We start from the raw sequence: 17,877 nt of genomic DNA, 5'->3' as shown, positions 1-17,877 counted from the left end.
AACAGAAATAGCTTGACGCAAACGAACGCGAGCGGATACAAGGACGGGAAGAGGAGAACCGTCCATGTGGTACATCGTGCTTTCACGCCAATTGCCGGACCAAGAGGAGAGCAAGCAGATCCAGGTCGAGGAGCATCGTCGATGGCTGGAGGAGCAGCACCGCTTGGGACGGCTGCTTTTTTCGGGGCCGACTTCGGATCGGGCGTACGGAATTTATATCATGCTGGCGTCGAGCCGGAGCGAGGCCGAGCGGGTCGCGGCTAAAGATCCGCACCATGTGAGAGGCATTCGCACGATGGAAGTTCTAGAGTGGCGCGCGCACCGGGCCTTCCGGCTGAGCGGGCCGACGATTGGAGAGGTGGAGCGGATGGCGACAGGAAAATAACCGACTGGTAGTTGCTTCCTGCCCGATTATTGTCTACCCGGCATTTTTTTCATGAGCTCCTCGATGTTCGGCATGCCCTCGGGCATTCCGGGCATCGATATGTCGCCGGGCTTCTGTCCGGGCTTGCACGGACCCAGCCATCTCGCCTCTATAGTTGATGAACTTTCGCGCATGCCGTGCATCGGCGGCTCGAACGTGCTTTTAACGGCCGCCTTGTAAGCCGAGTCGAACCGGCCCGTCATCACCGAGCGCGTGGTCACCGTCGTGCCTTCCATTGTGCAAACCGATTCGCTGATGATCCGGTCGCCCTCCTTGCGCACCTCGTTCTTTGTGCACGACATCTTCTCCATCCCCGGCTTATCGCCGGAGGTGAGGTCGTCGCTCTTCTGATCGACGCACTGCTGCATGGTGTGCCCGCCCTGCATCTGCGGGCTCGATACTTTGATTTCCCACAAACCGGACTTGCGCTTGGGCGCATCCGTTGACGCCGCGGACGCTGGCGACGCGGCGGAAACGATGGTGGGGGCGACGACTAGGGCAACGAGTAGAGCGAAAGTACGCATGATGACCTCCGAAATAAGGTCGTTACCGCGATGACTCTATCCCATTTATCACGTTTACGGAATTTCGAAAACCTGGAAGTCAGTGTCTCTTAAAGAACTGGACGGCTCGCTCGTGCCTCTTTGCCGCTTGGAGAGTTTTGAAGGTTCCCAGGTTTCTGTGTTTTCCGGTCTTGGGATCTTTCTTCCGCGAATAAAGCCGGTAACCGCCTGATGGAAGCTTCCTGATCATCTTTGCGGCGAGTCCTTCCGCCGGCTTTAAGCCTAGCACCTAATCGCGCGCATCCAATATGCTGCCGCCGTTCTTGTCACCGTCTCTTCCTCTATGTTAGAAGTTCGCATACTTCGCCAGACGGCAGGAGGAATAGCATGCGGTTTTTAATTTCGATCTTGATTGCAGGCTGGGTGGCTTTCGTACCCGGCGCTCGGGCGCAGGAAAAAGCGACGGTTCTCGAAGTCGGCCTTTTGATCGACGGCAGCGGCGGCGCGCCGGTCAAAGACGCCGTCGTCGTCATCGAAGGAAAAAAGGTCAAAGCGGCCGGGAAGAGGGGAGAGGTCAAAATTCCCGCGGGTGCCAAGGTGATTTCGGCGCGCGACAAGACGGCGTTCCCGGGGCTCATTGATTCGCATGTCCACTACAAAGAATGGCAGGGAGAACTTTATCTCAACCACGGCGTGACGACGGCGCTCGCCATCGGCAGCGATACGATCGAATGGATCGTGGCGCAGAAAGAGGGCACGGCCAAGGGCAAGATCGTCGGCCCCAGAATCCTGGCGGCGGGGCCGCATCTCAATTCGCCGGCGCCCGGAGAAAGGGCGACGAGAAACGTCAGAGACGTGCTCTCGCGCCGGCGCTCGGAGATCGAGGTGAACACCGCCGAGGAGGCGAAAAAGGTCGTGCGCGAGCTGCACGCGCTGGGCGCCGACATCATCAAGATCTACGAAGAGTCCACGCCCGAGGTCATCAAAGGCGCGTCCGAAGAGGCGAACCGGCTGGGACTTCCCGCCGGCGGCCACTCGATCGACATCTTCATGTCGGGAGGGAACGGCTTCAACTTCGTCGAGCATTCGCACGCGATCGTGGCGAGCTCGATCAAAGACGGGAACAAGAGAATGGAGCTGCACAAGCGCAGAACCGCCCGGCGCGGCGGCATGTCCACGCCCGAGTTTCACTTTTACGCCGAGCCGGAGAACTTCGACGAGATCGTCGGCTTCATGGTCGGGAAGCAAATCCATTGGGGGCCGACGCTCGCCACCACCTGGCGCGGAGTGACATCCAAGCGCGCGCAGTTCCGCGCGCGCGAGGTCAAGCTGCTCAAGACCCCCGGCCTGGTTTACGTCCCGCCGTATTTCACCGCCAACATGGAGAATTATTTCGACGGAATCGAAAAAATAAAAGACCAGGAGCTTCTCAAGCGCATACAGGTGGGCTATGAAAAGCTATCGGACTTCGTCCGGCGCTTCGCCACAGCAGGCGGAAAAATCCACACCGGCTCTGATCCCAATTCGGTGCTCCCGGCGGAATCGATCCACACCGAGATGGAGTTGCTGGTCGACATGGGCCTGACGCCGATGCAGGCGATTCTGGCGTCGACAAAAAATCCCGCCGCGATGGTCCATCGAGAAAAGGAATTGGGCGCCATCCGGGAAGGGAGCTTCGCCGATATCGTCGTCGTCGAGGGAAATCCCCTCGAAGACATCGCCAAAACTCGGAACATCAAAATGGTTTTCAAAGACGGCCAGGCCGTCCGGCTCGGCTACAATAAAGATTTCAAAAATCCGGTGCCGCGGCCCGACCCCGATCGTCCGGCGCCGGAGATCGACGAGATCAATCCGAAGATAGTGACAGAAGGCGCGGGTCCCGTCACGCTCAAGGTCACCGGCGAGAACTTTCTCAGCACCGCCGTCGTCACGCTCGACGGCAAGCGTCTGCCGTCAAAAATTGAGTCGAAGCCCGGCTCTTTTCCCGACAACTTCGAGCGGTTCCGGGAAGTCACGGCGACGATCGATCCCAAGCTGATCCAGCGCGCCGGGACGTACCGCATCAACGTCGTTCACGACGGATTGGGCGGCGCTGTGTCGAACCCGCAGCCGTTGATGGTGAAGTTCAAATAGGTGAGAGGCCCTTCGACTAGCTCAGGGCAGGCTCCGGCGTGAGGCGCGAGGAAAGATGAAGAGAAGAAGTCGGGGACTCATTCTTGCAGCGACTTTTTTATTACTCGTAACGGCGTCAGCTTCGTTTGCGGCGGAGACGTTTACGCTCGGCTACACGAATCTCAGAGGGCAGAAGGTGCCGGTGCCGCTGGGCATCGATGAGGGAATCTTTGCCCGGCATGGCATCGCGCTCAAGCTGGTTCCGGTGAGTCCCGGCACGCTCGGCGTTCCCAAGCTGCTGGCGGGGGAGATCGATCTTTTCCTAGGGAATTCGGAGCCCGTGGTGCGCGCCATCGGCGCTGAGGGGAAAAAACTCGCCGTGATCGCCAACCTCGGCCCCGATACCGTCACGTTCTTCAGCCGTCCGGGGATTTCCAAGATTGAAGAGCTGCGCGGCAAAAAAATCGGCAGCAGCGTCGACGGCGCGAGCGTCGACCGCAACACCAAAAAGGCGCTGAGAAAGCTCGGCCTCGATCCGGCGAAGGACGTGACGATCGTCTACACGGGGTTTCAGAATTCGTTCGATCGCCTCAAAGTCCTGGCCAGAGGCGAAGTGGACGCGACCGTGGCGGGGGCCGATGCGTTGCCGGAGTTGGGAGCGGAGGTCGTGAAAGTTCACAAGCTGCTCGAACTCATCGATATCGGCATCGCCATTAGCGGCGCGGATATCAGCGTGTCGCGAGATTTGCTGGATAAAAAGCGCGATGCGCTCAGGAATTTCGCCCGCGCTCTGCAAGAATCTTTCCGGCTGGCGCGAAGCCGGCCCGAGCTTGTCCGGCGCACCTATGAAAAACATCTCCAGCTTTCCAACCCGCTGACGCTCGACAAGATGGTCGAAGAATACGTGGACGCCAAGGTTACAGGGAGACCGGCGCCCGACCCGAGAGTGATCGAGGCGTACATCGAAGAGCTTCTGCCTCAATATCCCAATGCGCCCAAGGACGCGAGTCTTTACATGGACGCCACACTTTTCTAGCAGAGTTCTACCATCCGCCCGCCTGTGGGTCTCTCTCCGGGCCGATGCGATACGGCTGTGCTACGCGGCACGGGACTTATAATAGTAAAACTGAAGTACGCTTGTGCCTCCTCGTCCCACGCATCGGCCCTTCGAGAAACCCCCATGTGGGCGGTTACGCGGGTTTCCATGCTGTGATGGCAACAATTAGCGTAGCGGAGAAGCAAAGAAGCCTTCGGCTTCCAGCTCCTTTAAAAGCGAAGCATCGGCGAACTGCGAAGGTTTGGAGGCGAGAATCTTCTCGCGCAGATCGGCATTGGTGGCGGCCAAAAGCTCGAGATCGAACTTGACCGCTTCTTCTTCGGGGTAAGGCTTCAGCGGCAGGCGCTCCGTGACCGAGGTGCGGTAGATAACTTCCAACAGCTTCGGGTCCTGCACCCGCAGGTGCTTACGGTAGATTTGAAACGCTGTCTCCTTATCGCGCTTTGCCGTCGCGATGCCCTCGGAAAACGACATGAGAAAAGCCTTCGCCTGCCTGCGCTGGGCTTCCAGGAAGCGCCGGCTCATGGCGATCACGCTGCCGCTGGTGTGAATTCCCATCGACAGGAGATCGGCCAAAACGTTTATCTTCTGTCCTTTCAATTCGAAGTTGGCGATGGTGTCCGCCGTCGCCAGCGTCGCGTCCATTTTTCCCTGCAACATGGACATGACCCGCTTATCCGACTCGCTCAAGCCCGTGGGTAAAATCGCCACATCCTTGCCGGGAGAAAATCCCGCCTTGGCGAGAAATCTGCGCAGCGCGAAATCCGAGCCGGAGCCGGGACGGCTGCTGCCGACGGTTCTGCCCTTCAGCTCCTGCAAGGAAGTTATCGACGGGTGAGCGACGAGCTTGTACGGCGTCGGGCCCAAGGTGGCCACGATGACCACGGGATGGCCGCGGAGCGCCGCTGATATGGCGGAGGAGCTCGAAGCGGCGGCGATTTGAATGTCGCCGGAGATCAGCGCGTTGATCGAAACGAAACCGGAGGCGATATTGACCAGGGTGACGTCGAGGCCGTGTTTTTCGAACAGGCGGAAGTCTTGCGCGACCCAGAGCGGCGCCATGTTGCCGGTGACCGAAGGGTAGGAGGCGGTGAGGCGATCCAGCTTGATTTCCGCGCCGGCGGCGGCAGTGGCTAAGACAAATAGTGCGACGACGAAGATGCTGAATGCACGCGAAAAAGCAGACCCCCTCTCTGTCTCCCCCTTAGCAAGGGGGAGATTAAGAGGGGGTAGGACGGCGTTATCCAATCGCTGTGGAATTCGGATAGTCACACGAGGCTCTCATCGATGCAGGCGGCGACATCGACGGACTTCAAGTCGGAATATTTCTCCCGCAGCTCGTCGAGGTTGCTTTGAACGGCGCGCCTGTCCACCGAGGGTTTTTCCGGCGGCGGCAGGCGCTGGAATTCCTCCGCTTTGCTTTTCGCCGTCTCCGGATTCACGCTCAGGTGTTTTCGGAAAGCTTCCTCGACGAGATCGGTCCGGCCTTTTGCCAGTTTCAAACCTTCTTTCAACGCGCGCAAAAACCGTCTGACGGTTTCTGAGTGAGTTTTGATGTAATCGCGCGACGCGGCGATGTCCGAGCCGCTGATGTAAATTCCCAGCTCGGTCAGCTCGATCATTTTTCTCACGCGCATTTTCTCCGCAGCATCGAGGTCGGGGAAATTGGGGTCATGCTCCATTCCTCCGATGACCGCATCGACCTCGCCGCGCGCGAGGGCTTTGAGCCTGTGCGAGGAGTCGTTGAACCCGGTGTAAACGATCTCAAGATCCTTTTCCGGCTCGAGGCCGAGCCGTTTCAACGCGCGGCGGGCGATCCTGTCCTGGCTCGCGCCGGGCGTGCTGACGCCGAAGCGCCGGCCTTTCAAGTCGTGAGCTTTTTTTATCTCGCTGCGCGTGAAAATCGCGAACTTGGCCGGTCCCAGGCTGCCGATCACGGCAAGCGGTTTTTTCTCCAGCAGGATGGCCTCGACGATCGGACCTGAATTGCCGACCAGGACGTCGAGCTCGCCGCCGAGAAGCTTCGGCGTCCCGAGCTTCACCGGACTCACGCGCTCGAAAGAAACATTCAGGCCTTGTTTCTCGTACAGCCCCTCGTCGTCAGCCAGGAACAAAATGATCTTCGGGCCTTCGGCGTTGTCGTAGCCCAGCCGGATCTTTTCCATGCCTCTCCTAGGGAAATCTCACAATGAGATAGACGGGATTCGACGTCACCCCGCCCGGCCCCGGCTCGGTTACCGTGACCGCGTACATGCCGGGTTTTTGGATCAGCTTGGGATCGATCGTCGCCGTCAGCTTCGTCGCGCGGTCGAAGTTCTGCGGATAGGGTCTGGGCGCGAGGTTCACCTCGGTCGGCAGCGGTTTGCCGTCGAACATCGCGACCGAGGTGATCATGAAGTTCGCGCCCTCCACCGTGAGCTTCACCGGCCCCGAGCCCTGCCGTACGGAAGAAGGGGCGAGTTTATCCACTTCCGGCCGCGGCCGATCCCCTTCGAGGAGCGGGATGGGATTTTTGTAGTTCTTCGTGTAGCCGAGCTTCACCGGCGCGCCTTCCTTGAAGACCATCTTGATATTGCGCGTTTTGGCGATGTCTTCCAGCGGATTGCCTTCGACGACGACGATGTCGGCGAAGGCGCCCGGCTTGATGACGCCGATCTCGTTCTCGCGCCGGACCAGCTCGGCGGGGTTGCGCGTGGCCGTGAGGATCGCTTCCATCGGTGTGAGGCCCGTTTCGGTCAGCAGTTGCATTTCCACGTGAACGCCCCACGCGGGCAGGACGGAGTTGGGATCGGAGCCGGAGCGGATCTTCCCGCCGGCTTTGACGTAGCGGCGGATAAATTCTTGCAGCTTACCATAGCCGGTACGAATCCGGCCAAGAAGCTCCTGGTCGGTGAGTTTCTCGACGCCCTCGTGATTGTGAAGAACGTTGGCCCTGAAGTAAGGCGGGATGTAATTGAGATTCGGCGTTGAAAGGAGCTTCATGTCGTACTCTTTGAACTGCTCCCGCTTGGGCGAATAAAAGCGCCAGAACGTGGCCATGGTAGGCGTCCAGGTCGTCTTGTGCTCGACCATGAAGCGGACGAGCTCGTCGAAGTTCGCCTCCTCGGCGTAGTAATGAAACTCCACCGTGGTCATGCGGTTTCTGAACGCCGCCCTTCTTTTGAACAGCTCTTCTTTTTTCTTCGGGTCCTTGATCGTGGAGGCGATCACCGCGTAGTTGTGCTCGACGAAATCGAAGCCGTTGTTGACGGACATAAAAATATCTTCGCTGTGGCCGCCGGCCGGCTTGCCCTGCTTGTGGGCCTCTTCGGTGAGGACTTTAATCACTTCGGGCGTGGCGTATTCGTAAATCTTGACGATGTCTGCGCCTGAAGCGAGAAGCTCCTGGACGGCTTTTCTCGCCTCCTCCGGAGTGGCGACCGAGATTTCTTCCCGCCTTTGGGCCTGAAGATCGCGAATCGATCGCTCGCGCTCGCCGGGGCGCGGACTGTTGAAATGCGGTCCGGCGACGAAGAGTCTCGGTCCGGTGATCTTCCCCTTGGCGATGCCGTCCCGCTGCGCGACCATCCAGTCGAGACGGTCGCTGCCGATGACGAGCGCGGTCGTGACGCCGTGGTTGAGATAAATCTCGCCTTGCCAGTCTTTATAGTGGGCGTGAGAATCGATCAGCCCCGGATAGGCCGTGCCGTGCTTGACCTGAATCACTTTGGCGGTCTTGGGCACTTCGACCTGTCCTCTCGCGCCCACAGTCTTGACCCGCTTGCCTTCGATGAGAACCACGGCGTCGCGGATGGGATCTTTGCCCGATCCGTCGATCAGCAGGTCCACCTGCAAGGCGGTGAGTTGATTTTGAGGAAATGCTTGCGGGACGTCGAACAGCAAGAGCGCCGCGATAAAAAAATAGATGATCTTCATCGCTTCTCCTCCCGGGGATTGAGTTCGCGCCATTGTATTGAAGCTTAAGGCGGGACTGCAAGGGCAAAAGAAGTCCCGACAAAGAGCAAGCCAGGCTCCTGGTTCCATTCTCGATTAGACAGCGAGCCTCTAACTTGATATGGAAAAATTTAAAAGGGCGCTTAGCGGAACCTACGCGGGCTAGCGACTCCTCAGAATTCAATCCGATCTCTACCATGAGTCGGTTCTAAATTATGCGGCCACCGGAAATCTTACAGACGGATCGGTTGTGTTTGCGCCGGGCGCTCGTGGAGGACGCCGCGGCGATTTTTGCGACCTATGCGCGCGATCCCGAGGTCACCAAGTATCTCGCGTGGAAACCCACCGGTGACGTAGAGGACACCCGCGCGCACTTGCGCGCGTCCTATCTCGCGTGGGAAGAGGGCAGGGCGTTTCAATGGGTGATTTTAGAGAAGGAAGACCGGGGGCTCTTGGGAGCCGTCGGCGCCAGGATCGACGGCCACAAACTCGAGTTGGGATATGTCCTGGCGAAAAAATTTTGGCGCAAGGGTTACATGACCGAAGCGGTCAAGGCGGTCGTCGAGTGGGCGCTAACAGAGAACGATATCTATCGGGTCTGGGCGGTCTGCGATGTTGATAATCCGGCGTCCGCGCGGGTGATGGAGAAAGCCGGGCTGAAGCGCGAAGGGCTTTTGCGCCGCTGGTCCGTTCACCCGACGATCAGCGACGAGCCGCGCGATTGCTACTGCTACGCGATAACGAAATAGTCGCCGAAAACGATTTCCGACCCTCGTTCCGTCAATCAATCGTCTCAGTACGTATCGAACATGCGCTGGATCTCGTCGGCGTTGTTAGTTTTCGTGAGCGCCAGCGCCAAGAGAGCGCGCGCCTTCCAGGGCTGGAGATTGTCGCCGGCGACGAAGCCGCGCTTGGCCAGTCCCGGGCTTCGCACGACGCGCCCGGAGGCGACGCGGCTTGAGAGGCACATGATCACTCCCTTTTCCTTGTAGACCCGGTCGAAGGCTTCGTCTTCCGCCGGCGTCGGCCGTCCGGCGCCGGTCGCCGCGCTGACGATTCCCTTGGCGCCCGCCGCTGCGGCCGCTTCGATCATCTTGCCGTCTGCGCCGACATACGAGACGACCACATCGACGCGCGGCAGCGACTGCAACGCGCGAACGTCGAACTCGGTCTCGACCGTGTGTTTCTTCGCGCTCCGATGATAGTACACGATCCTGCCGTCGGCGTCGGCGTAGCCGAGCGGTCCCAAGTCACGGCTCTGGAACGCCTGCACGCGGTAGGTCGAATTCTTGGTCACGTCACGGCCGCTGTAGATCGCATCGTTCATCACCAGCAGCGCGCCGCGTCCGCGCGAGTTGGGATCGCCGGCGACCTTGATCGCGTTCACGAGATTCAAGAATCCGTCGGCGCTCAGCGCCGAGGCGGGGCGCATGGAGCCGACGACAACCGCCGGCTTCTCGGTCTTGAGAACCAGATTTAGAAAGTACGCCGTCTCTTCGATGGTGTTGGTCCCGTGGGTGATGACGACGCCGTCGGCTTTGTCGCCGTCGAAAATTTGATGGATGGTCCGCACGAGGTCGAGCCAGTCTTTATCGACGAGGGCATGACTCGGAAGTCTGCGGAAAGGCACCTCCTCGACCTCGGCGATCGACTTCAGCTCGGGGAGCTGGTCCAGCAGCTCTCCGGTGTTCAAGCGTTTTCCCGCTTCGATGTACCAGGCCAGGTCCAGACGATCCTTGCCGACCGAATCGATCGTCCCTCCGGTTATGATCAGCGCGACTCGCGGCAGCTCGCTCATTCCTTCCTTTTCCTTTCGCAAGAGATTGCAGACCGCGCGGACGCTTTCATGTTCCGCGCGGGATTTTTTATTATCTCAATGTCAAATAAATGTCCATCGCGGAAATTCGAACGGGCGTTAAGTTGACGCAACGCCGCTTTTCGGTTACTCTCCGCCCGCTAAATGACGCGGGATAGCCAATCGCTTTTTCCCGTAGAGGTTCTCATGTAGTCTACCCATTAGGGAGCTATTGCCGATGACATTGCATCAGTTGAAGGTATTCACGACGGTGGCGAAGCTGGGGAGTTTTACCGAAGCGGGAAAAACGCTCCAGATCGGACAACCGTCCGTCACCGCCCTGGTGACCTCTTTGTCGCACGAGTTGGGCGTGAAGCTGTTCGAAAAATTCGGCGTCAAGTCTCGTCTGACGACGTTCGGCGAAGAATGGCTCGAAATTTCCGAGGAGATTCTGGGGAAGGTGGAAGAGGCAAAGCGGAGGATGACGGAGGTGAGCGGGCTCAAGAGGGGAAAAATTTTAGTCGGCGGCTCGTCGAGCGCCGCTTCTTCTTTTCTTCCCGTCGCCGTCCAGGCCTTTAAAAAACAGCACCTGGGCATCGAAGTCATCTTGAAGATAGAACGGAGTGAAGTCCTGGAACGGAAGCTCCTCGAGGGAGAACTCGATGTCGCCGTCATGGGCCAGGCTCCTCGCTCCGCTCTATTGAAGGCGCACAGGTATCGCGAGGAGGAAATCGTCGCCATCGCGCCGCCCAAGCATGCCCTTGCCGGCAAGCGTTCGGTGCCATTGAGCCTGATCGCGAAGCAGCCGTTGATCGCCAACGGCACGGAATCGTACGTTCGCAAGCAAGTGGAAAAAAGGTTTTCTGAAATCGGGATTCCTTTTACGCCGGTGATGGAAGTGACTGACCATATGAGCGGCGAGGCGATCAAAAGCGCCGTGGCCAGCGGTCTCGGAATCGGATTCATCACCAAGTGCCACGTTATCTCCGATATAGAAGCGGGAAAACTCGAGCTGCTGAAAGCGCCGGCTCTAAAGTTAAAGAGGACGATGTATCTCGTAGTTCACAGAAAACGGCAAAGCTCTCTGTTGACTCGAACTTTTATTGAATTCTTGAGAAGCGCGGAGCGGAAGTGACATGTCTATCCATTCGGTGAATTCTTAAAGGCCGGTATGACTTCGCGGGCGAAACGCTCGATCTGTTCGACGCGCTCGGGATAGTGCGGCACCATGAACTGAAGCGCGAGGTGCTCCACGCCGATTCTCTCGTAACCTTCTAAAGCTTCACGGACCTGCTCGGCGGAGCCGCCCAGCTGATCTTTCTCCGGCGTCAGCGCCTCGCGGCCGAGGTCGATCGGCAGGCAGCAGTTGAGCCGTATCCGATCGGGATCTCTGCCGGCCTTTTCCGCCGCGCGCCGAACGTTGTCGAAGCGCCTGGCCAATTCTGCCGGCGTCATGCGCACGAAGTAGGGAAACCAGGCGTCGCCGTGCTCGCCGGCGCGGCGCTGCGCGCGGGCGCCTTCGCCGCCGACCCAGATCGGGATGCGCGGTTTTTGCAGCGGCTTGGGATAAAAGGCGATGTCGTCGAAACGGTAGTGACGGCCGGAGAATTTAGCGCGCTCATCTCTCCATAACACAGCGAGCAGATCGAGCTGTTCATCCGACAGCTCGCCGCGCTCGGCGAAATTGGCGCCGAGCGCCTCGAACTCTTCGACCATCCAGCCCACGCCGACGCCGAGAATCAACCGGCCTTTCGACAGATGATCGATCGTGGTTGCGATCTTCGCCCAGTAAAGCGGCTGGCGGTAGGGGAGTACCAGCACGCTGATGCCGAGGCTGATATTTTCCGTGCAACCTGCCAGAAATGCCAGGCAGGTGAGCGGCTCGAAGAAAGGCCGGTCGGGAGGAACGATAAAGCTTCGTCCTTCGCTGTACGGGTAAGGGGTTTTGATTTCCCACGGGATGATGATCCGGTCCGCGCACCAGACGGAATCGTAGCCGAGAGTTTCGGCCTGGCGCGCCGCGTCCATCAAAGTTTCCGGCCCGGCGGCGCGGCCGGAGATGGGTAAAAAAACTCCGAACTTCATGTGGGTTTACCTCTTCTTGGACCCTCACCCCTTCCCTCTCCCTCTGGGAGAGGGAAGGAGTGAGGGAAAGCCCCGCGCATCACATCTTGACCATCGAATCTTACATGGATACGGTGTCTGCGAGTACTACCATAGAAGGAAGAGCGTTGGCTATTCTTTGTCGCCTGATTTTGTGGTTTGCCTTCTTCGCGTTCTTGGCGCGCACCGAAGCGCAGGAGCTGAGAAAAGTTCACGTCGCGATTCCCGCGGTGACGCCCGCGGTGGCGACGTTCGCGATTGCCAAAGACAAAGGTTACTACCGCGAGGAAGGACTCGACGTCGAGCTCGTCGCGATGCCTTCCGGAGTGGGCACGCAGGCGCTGATCGGCGGCAACGTGAAATTCTCCACTCTAGGCGGCGCCAGCCTGCCGCCGATACTGCGTGGCGCGCCGATGCGGTTTCTGTTCACGACGTTCAGCCGTCCCATGTTCTGGCTCTTTGCCAAGCCGGAGATTCGCTCGATCGGGGATCTCAAAGGAAAGAAGGTCGGAATATCCAGTTTCGGCAGCGGTCCGGATTCGATCCTGCGCGACCTGCTCAAAAAACACGGGCTCGATGGAGGACGTGACGTGGCGATCCTGCCGGTGGGCTCGGGCACCGCGCGCTTCTACGCGTTGCAGGCCGGCTCCGTGGACGCCGCCATGCTTTCGATCCCGGCCATTTTCATGGCGCAGGACGCGGGGTTTCGCGAGCTGGTGTCATTTGTCGAGCAGGACCTCGTGGAGCTGCAGGGAAGCATTTTGACGACCAACCAACTTCTGGAGTCCGAGCCAGCGCTGACGGAAAACTTCGTTCGCGGTTCGCTCAAGGGATTCCTCACGTTTCGCGACAATCGCGCCGCGACGGTCCAGGTCTTAATGAAATTTCTCAGACTCAAGGAAGACATGGTGGCGAAGATCTACGATCTCTTCAAGCCCGGAATGACGCCGGACGGGACGATCAACGAAGCGCTACAGAGAAAATCGATCGAGCACGTCATCGAAAGGGTGGGCGTCAAAGAGCCGCCGCCGCTGGAAAGGGTTTTTGATTTTGCAGTTGCGCGGAAGGTGAACAACGAGCTCAGGTCCAAAGGCTGGAAGCCGTAGGTTGCGTCATGCATTTCACGCCGATCACATCGGCGGAGCGTCATTTCCGCGGTTCCTCGGGGGCGAGCCTTCCAGCCGCAGGCAATAGTTTCGGTGGCTCGATATTTCCATTTAACCATTCGCTGGGAAGCAAACGCCGATATTACATGTCACGGAATGCCAAGGACCGAACGGGTCATTGACCCTCCGCGTCCCTGTGCCTGCGGCTTTCAATCTCGCCCCCTGCGGAAACCTGCCCGCGTGGAGGCAAGAAGCCCGAGAGTGCGAGTTCGGAGGGCGAGGTCGCAGAGACGTACTGCGACACGGCAGGCCCTGATCAGCGGAGTAAGCACCGTAGGGGTGGAAGGCGAGGCGGCCCTCTAGGCAGAAAAATATCGAGCTTGCCCGGAGCGGCTCGCGCTTGAGGGCTTCCTGCGATTTTTACATGGGTGAGCGGATCAGCGTTCCGGAGGCCAGCCGGCCTCGGCGAGCTTCGCGCGCAGCTCGTCGCGGTCCACGTCATTCAACTGCTTCGCGGGCCAGCGCGGATACATCTTCATCTGAATGCCGCGCATGCGGTAGAGCTCTTTGTAAGCCGTTCGACCGACTTTTTTCGTCAGGTCGGCGACAACGGCGTAGATTTTCTTGACTTTGTCCTGGAGCGACAAAGCCTTCGCTTGATCTTTTGTTTGCGCGGCGCGCCAGGTTTCTACGCACACTTCGGGAAAGACGCTCGCCAGCGGCGCGATCGTGCCGCGCACGCCGGCGCCGACGCCCGCGACGGTTTCCGTCGGCGTGCCGGGAAAAACTCCGAAGTCGTGTCCCTTCAGCGCCTCGATATAGCTTGTCGACTCCTGCAGCGTGCCCCAGGCGAGCTTGACCCCGCGGATCGTCGGAACGGCCTCGACCAGACGACGGGCGTAGTCCGGCGTGATGTCGATGCCGGCGTAGCGCTTGTTGTTGTAGATGTAGACCGGCAGCGAAACTTTTTTCGCCACCGCTTTGTAGTGCTCGGTGATTTCGTATTCGTTGTGGTCCGTATAATAGTATGGCGGCACGATCAGCAGCGCGTCCACGCCGATTCCTCCGCTGTGTTCCGCCAGTTCCAGCACGGTCTGGATATCCGGCGCGCCGACGTGAACGACGACCGGCACGCGTCCCTTCACTTGATCGCGCGCGATCTCGGCCACGCGTCGTCTCTGGTCCGCTCTCATCACCGGACCCTGTCCGTAAGAGCCACAGGCCATGACGCCGTCGGCGCCGGCATCGATCTCGAAGTCGATGACCTGGCGAAAAACTTTTTCGTCCACTTCGCCGCGCTCGTCGAAAGGAGTGGGAAGGGGTATGACCGTGCCGGCGAGATTGTCCATCGTGTTCCTCCTTACAACCCGCCCTGTCCTTCTTCGCGGTAGAGTCCGAACGCCTGCAGGATCGGCGCGTCGTGCATGGAAAAAAGAATCGCGTCGTCTTTGGCCGAGCGGTTGGCGTGCTCGTGCCAGTTCCACAGCGGCACGACGAACGTGTCGCCCTTCTCCCAGTTGAACGGCTTGCCGTCGATGACGGTGGTCCCGCTGCCGCGAAAAACGTGGTAGATGCTCGTGCTCGTGTGGCGGTGCGCGCGCGTCCGCATGGCGGGAAGAAGCGTCTGGAGCCGGAGCGAGAGCGTCGGCAAGGTCGAGCCGTTGGTCAGCGGATTGATATAGTCGAGCGCGACGCCGTCATAGACGTCAGGTTTCGATTGCGCGAGACGCTTCAGCGCCGGGTAAGTATCGCGCCAGCGGTAGTGCAGCGGACGCGGAGTCTCGCTCTCTCCGGAAGCCACCGGACGCGTCATGCCGTAATCGGGCGCAGCATCGGAAGTGCTCGTGACCGGGAGGCGGGGATTTGTCTTATAAGGCTCGAAGGAGATCACCTGCAGCGCCTGGACGAACGGCACGTCCAAACCGTCGATCCAGACCATCGGCTCGCTGCCCTCGTGCGCGTGCTCGTGCCAGGTCCACTGCGGCGTGAGAATCAGATCGCCCGCCTCCATCACCATCTTGTGTCCGTCGACCGTGGTGTAGGCGCCTTTGCCCTGCAGGATAAAGCGGATCGCGGCCATCGTGTGGCGATGCGCCGGCGCGATCTCTCCCGGCTGGATGAGCTGGAAGGAAAACAGCATCGTGTGAGTCGTCAGCTCGCTCTTCTCCAATCCCGGGTTTACCAGGCGGATGGTTCGCCGCTCGACGTTTCCTTGGGTGATGCCGATGCGGTCGCGCGCCTGAAGCAGGCTGTCGTAGACATCCGCCCACTTCCACAGATGCGGCTGCACGGCGGTCTTGGGATCCTTCGGACGCTCTTCGCGATTGAGGCGCCAGATTCCCGAGAGCCACTTTTTTGCCAGCAGCCGGTCCAGCTCGTCTATTTGATTGGCTTCGCGTGCATTGTTTTGAGGAGAATGGGATTCGGTTTTGGATTCCGCTTTCATAAGACACCTCTAGTATAAAGGATGAAGGCGGACGTGTGAAGGATGAAAAACGCGCTCATCCCAGCGGTATATTTTTGTACCTGCGATAAATCCCGTCGTAAAAAGTCGTCATCATCTGGACGGCGACCTTGGCGCAATATTCCAGCGGCCAGCCGGCGCGCTCCTGGCCGTAGCCCTCCATCAGCGCCGCTTCGAGAATCCGCTGGTTGGTGCCGCCGTGCTCCTCGCTCAGGTCGGCCTCTTCGTGAATCCTGAAGTAGGCCATGTCTTCCTTCGACAAGCCGTACTTGGGCAGCGCGAGGCGGTAATCCTGGGCGATGTATCCGAAGATCTCCTCCTCCAAATGAATCGCGTAACATTCCGCCAGCGGCACGTCGATCCAGGAGCGCACGAAGAAATCGACCAGGCCGCGCGCTTCGGGAATCAGCTCGGCCTCGATCATCTCTTTGGGCTCCACGCCCAACGCCTTTCCCAGTTTCAGCAGCACGCGCGCGTGGCCGCCGAGACCCGGCGTGGTGAATTCTTCGCCGATCTTCTGCGCGACCATGTCTTCCAGCTCGGGATGTCTTTTGAAGAAGCCGACGAACTGATGATAGACCGTCGCCATCCCGGTGTTGACCTCGACGGCGAAGGCGTGCCAGTTCTTGATCCAGAATTTCAAATGGTCCTTCTCGAGTGTCCCGGCTCTCAGCTCCCGGAAGTACGGATGGTTCTTGATCTCCTTCTCGTACGTGTCGAGAACGATCTGTCTGAGCGCGGCGACTTTTGCTTTTGCTTCCTCGGGCGTCATTTTGATATGGTCGGCCATGAGCGGAAACTACCGAATGAGTTCTGTCTTGTCAACGCGCCCTCACCCTTCCCTCTCCCTCGAAGGGAGAGGGTTCAAGGTGAGGGTCGAAGGGTTAAAGGGTAAAGCGATTTTGGGTTGCGAAAAGAGCACATGATTAAAAAGACCTTTGCCTTCGTCCTGGCGACTCTAATTCTCGCCTCTCTCCATCCCGCCGAGGCGCAGCAGGCGAAGAAAGTCCCGACAATTGGGATCCCATCAACAGGCTCGACGGCGGCGGTCTACGAACCCTTTATCCAGGGGTTGCGCGAGCTGGGGTACGTGCAAGGAAAAAATATTTTCGTCGAGTATCGATACGCGGAGGGGAAGCCGGATCGGCTCGCGGAGCTTGCCGCTGAGCTGGTGCAGCTCGAGGTTGACGTCATCTTCGCGGGATCGACACCGCCAGCCTTGGCGGCCAAGAAAGCGACCCAAACAATACCTATTGTCTTTGCGGGAGCTTCCGATCCTTTGGGGTCGGGGCTAGTGGCTAGTCTTGCGCGACCTGGGGGAAACATTACGGGGCTAAGTCTGGTTCCAGGCCTCGAGATTATCGGCAAACAGTTAGAGTTGCTCAAGGAGTCGCTGCCCAAACTTAGGTCTGTGGCAGCGCTCGCCGATACGGCGAATATACCTACTTCGGGCTTTTTAACGGAGGCCAAACTGGCGGCCCGCTCGCTCGGAGTTCAACTTCAACCCCAGAATGTGCGAGACCCCAACGAATTTGATGGCGCGTTTTCTGCGATAAAGAAAGGGCGTACTGACGCCCTGCTCGTTATAGCCTCCCCGATGTTCAACAACATCGCCAACCGAAGCCGGATCATTTCCTTTGCGACAAGTAACCGGCTGCCCGCGATGTACCCGTACAGCGATTTCGTCAATGCCGGCGGCCTCGTGTCCTATGGACCGAACCTCCCGGATTTGTTCCGCCGCGCCGCTACTTACGTCGATAAGATCCTGAAAGGCGCCAAGCCCGCCGACCTGCCGGTGGAGCAGCCGACGAAGTTCGAGCTGGTGATTAACCTCAAAACGGCGAAGCAGATCGGCGTCACGATACCGCAGTCGATGCTGTACCGGGCGGACAATGAGGCGACAGAGAATTTTGGATTGCGGTTCTAGATTTTGGATTCAAAGCCGATTCCCTCGCCCTCTGGGAGAGGGTTAGGGTGAGGGCCGACACATGAGGAACAAAATTTTTCGCCTTGCTCTCTGTGCCATGCCTTTGCGCTTTGCGTCCCCGCCCACGCGCAGCAGGCGAAGAAGGTCCCTCGGATAGGATATCTATCGGGGTCCGATCCAGCCGGTGAGTCCATCCGTTCCGAGCCAATTCGGCTGGCTCTGCGCGAGCTTGGCTACATAGATGGAAAAAACATTAATTTCGAGTACCGATATGCGGAGGGAAAACTCGATCGCCTCCCTGAGTGGAGCTGCTCAAAGAAGCCGTTCCCAAAGTTGCCCGTGTCGCGGTTCTCTACGATCCGGCCTCTCCGTTCGATGCATTCGACGTGAAAGAGGTTTTCCCCGCCGCGGCGCGCGCGCTGAAATTGACTATTCGGCCTTGGGAGGTACGAG

At 59.1% G+C, this 17,877-nt stretch carries 16 protein-coding genes; 7 read left to right on the top strand and 9 right to left on the bottom strand.

From position 1 onward, the window contains the following. Positions 1-64 precede the first annotated feature (64 nt). Positions 65-385, top strand: a complete 321-nt coding sequence (locus VGL70_20250) for a YciI family protein (GenBank protein ID HEY3305865.1) — start codon at positions 65-67, stop codon at positions 383-385. Between the two features lie 26 nt (positions 386-411). Here the strand turns inward: VGL70_20250 and VGL70_20245 are convergent, their stop codons facing one another. Then, complete coding sequence (locus VGL70_20245) at positions 412-948, bottom strand: DUF3617 family protein (protein HEY3305864.1); 537 nt, start codon at positions 946-948, stop codon at positions 412-414. Between the two features lie 366 nt (positions 949-1,314). On the opposite strand from VGL70_20245, the gene VGL70_20240 reads away from it, so the two are divergent. Continuing rightward, positions 1,315-3,060 (top strand): amidohydrolase family protein, encoded by a 1,746-nt coding sequence (locus tag VGL70_20240; protein HEY3305863.1) that lies wholly within the window; start codon positions 1,315-1,317, stop codon positions 3,058-3,060. A gap of 55 nt (positions 3,061-3,115) precedes the next feature. Continuing rightward, positions 3,116-4,075 carry an ABC transporter substrate-binding protein gene (locus tag VGL70_20235; protein HEY3305862.1) on the top strand — a complete coding sequence of 320 codons (960 nt, stop codon included), beginning with the start codon at positions 3,116-3,118 and terminating at the stop codon, positions 4,073-4,075. A 186-nt stretch (positions 4,076-4,261) separates the two neighbouring features. Here VGL70_20235 and VGL70_20230 read toward each other — a convergent pair whose 3' ends face one another. From VGL70_20230 to VGL70_20220, 3 genes are all read right to left on the bottom strand, one after another. Then, positions 4,262-5,158, bottom strand: coding sequence for an ABC transporter substrate-binding protein (locus tag VGL70_20230; GenBank protein HEY3305861.1), 897 nt, complete (start codon positions 5,156-5,158; stop codon positions 4,262-4,264). Between the two features lie 206 nt (positions 5,159-5,364). Then, positions 5,365-6,261 (bottom strand): ABC transporter substrate-binding protein, encoded by an 897-nt coding sequence (locus VGL70_20225; protein ID HEY3305860.1) that lies wholly within the window; start codon positions 6,259-6,261, stop codon positions 5,365-5,367. 7 nt (positions 6,262-6,268) lie between these two features. Further along, positions 6,269-8,011, bottom strand: coding sequence for an amidohydrolase family protein (locus VGL70_20220; protein HEY3305859.1), 1,743 nt, complete (start codon positions 8,009-8,011; stop codon positions 6,269-6,271). Positions 8,012-8,244: 233 nt separating this feature from the next. On the opposite strand from VGL70_20220, the gene VGL70_20215 reads away from it, so the two are divergent. Then, positions 8,245-8,778, top strand: coding sequence for a GNAT family N-acetyltransferase (locus tag VGL70_20215; GenBank protein ID HEY3305858.1), 534 nt, complete (start codon positions 8,245-8,247; stop codon positions 8,776-8,778). 44 nt (positions 8,779-8,822) lie between these two features. Here VGL70_20215 and VGL70_20210 read toward each other — a convergent pair whose 3' ends face one another. Continuing rightward, positions 8,823-9,848 (bottom strand): asparaginase, encoded by a 1,026-nt coding sequence (locus VGL70_20210; protein HEY3305857.1) that lies wholly within the window; start codon positions 9,846-9,848, stop codon positions 8,823-8,825. Positions 9,849-10,062: 214 nt separating this feature from the next. Between VGL70_20210 and VGL70_20205 the strand changes: the two genes are divergently transcribed. Continuing rightward, on the top strand, positions 10,063-10,959 hold the full coding sequence (locus tag VGL70_20205; protein ID HEY3305856.1) for a LysR family transcriptional regulator: 897 nt from the start codon (positions 10,063-10,065) through the stop codon (positions 10,957-10,959). Between the two features lie 5 nt (positions 10,960-10,964). Here VGL70_20205 and VGL70_20200 read toward each other — a convergent pair whose 3' ends face one another. Then, entirely contained in the window at positions 10,965-11,909 is a 945-nt protein-coding gene (locus VGL70_20200; GenBank protein HEY3305855.1) for an LLM class F420-dependent oxidoreductase, read from the bottom strand. Between the two features lie 146 nt (positions 11,910-12,055). On the opposite strand from VGL70_20200, the gene VGL70_20195 reads away from it, so the two are divergent. Next, entirely contained in the window at positions 12,056-13,033 is a 978-nt protein-coding gene (locus VGL70_20195; GenBank protein HEY3305854.1) for an ABC transporter substrate-binding protein, read from the top strand. Positions 13,034-13,470: 437 nt separating this feature from the next. On the opposite strand, the gene VGL70_20190 is transcribed toward VGL70_20195, so the two are convergent. Genes VGL70_20190 through VGL70_20180 form a run of 3 tightly spaced genes read right to left on the bottom strand, consistent with a single transcriptional unit; the run spans position 13,471 to position 16,287 of the window. Then, positions 13,471-14,382: a dihydrodipicolinate synthase family protein gene (locus tag VGL70_20190; protein HEY3305853.1), complete on the bottom strand. Its 912-nt coding sequence runs from the start codon at positions 14,380-14,382 to the stop codon at positions 13,471-13,473. Positions 14,383-14,393: 11 nt separating this feature from the next. Beyond that, a complete protein-coding gene (locus tag VGL70_20185; protein HEY3305852.1) occupies positions 14,394-15,479 on the bottom strand; it encodes a cupin domain-containing protein in 1,086 nt (361 codons plus the stop codon). A gap of 55 nt (positions 15,480-15,534) precedes the next feature. Then, entirely contained in the window at positions 15,535-16,287 is a 753-nt protein-coding gene (locus tag VGL70_20180; protein ID HEY3305851.1) for a hypothetical protein, read from the bottom strand. A 132-nt stretch (positions 16,288-16,419) separates the two neighbouring features. Between VGL70_20180 and VGL70_20175 the strand changes: the two genes are divergently transcribed. Continuing rightward, positions 16,420-17,424: an ABC transporter substrate-binding protein gene (locus tag VGL70_20175; GenBank protein ID HEY3305850.1), complete on the top strand. Its 1,005-nt coding sequence runs from the start codon at positions 16,420-16,422 to the stop codon at positions 17,422-17,424. Positions 17,425-17,877: the final 453 nt, after the last annotated feature.

It is taken from the genome of Candidatus Binatia bacterium, from assembly GCA_036504975.1.
Lineage (GTDB): Bacteria > Desulfobacterota > Binatia > UBA9968 > UBA9968 > JAJPJQ01.
The sequence above is the reverse complement of the archived record's forward strand: the minus strand, read 5'-3'. Positions and strand labels throughout refer to the sequence as shown.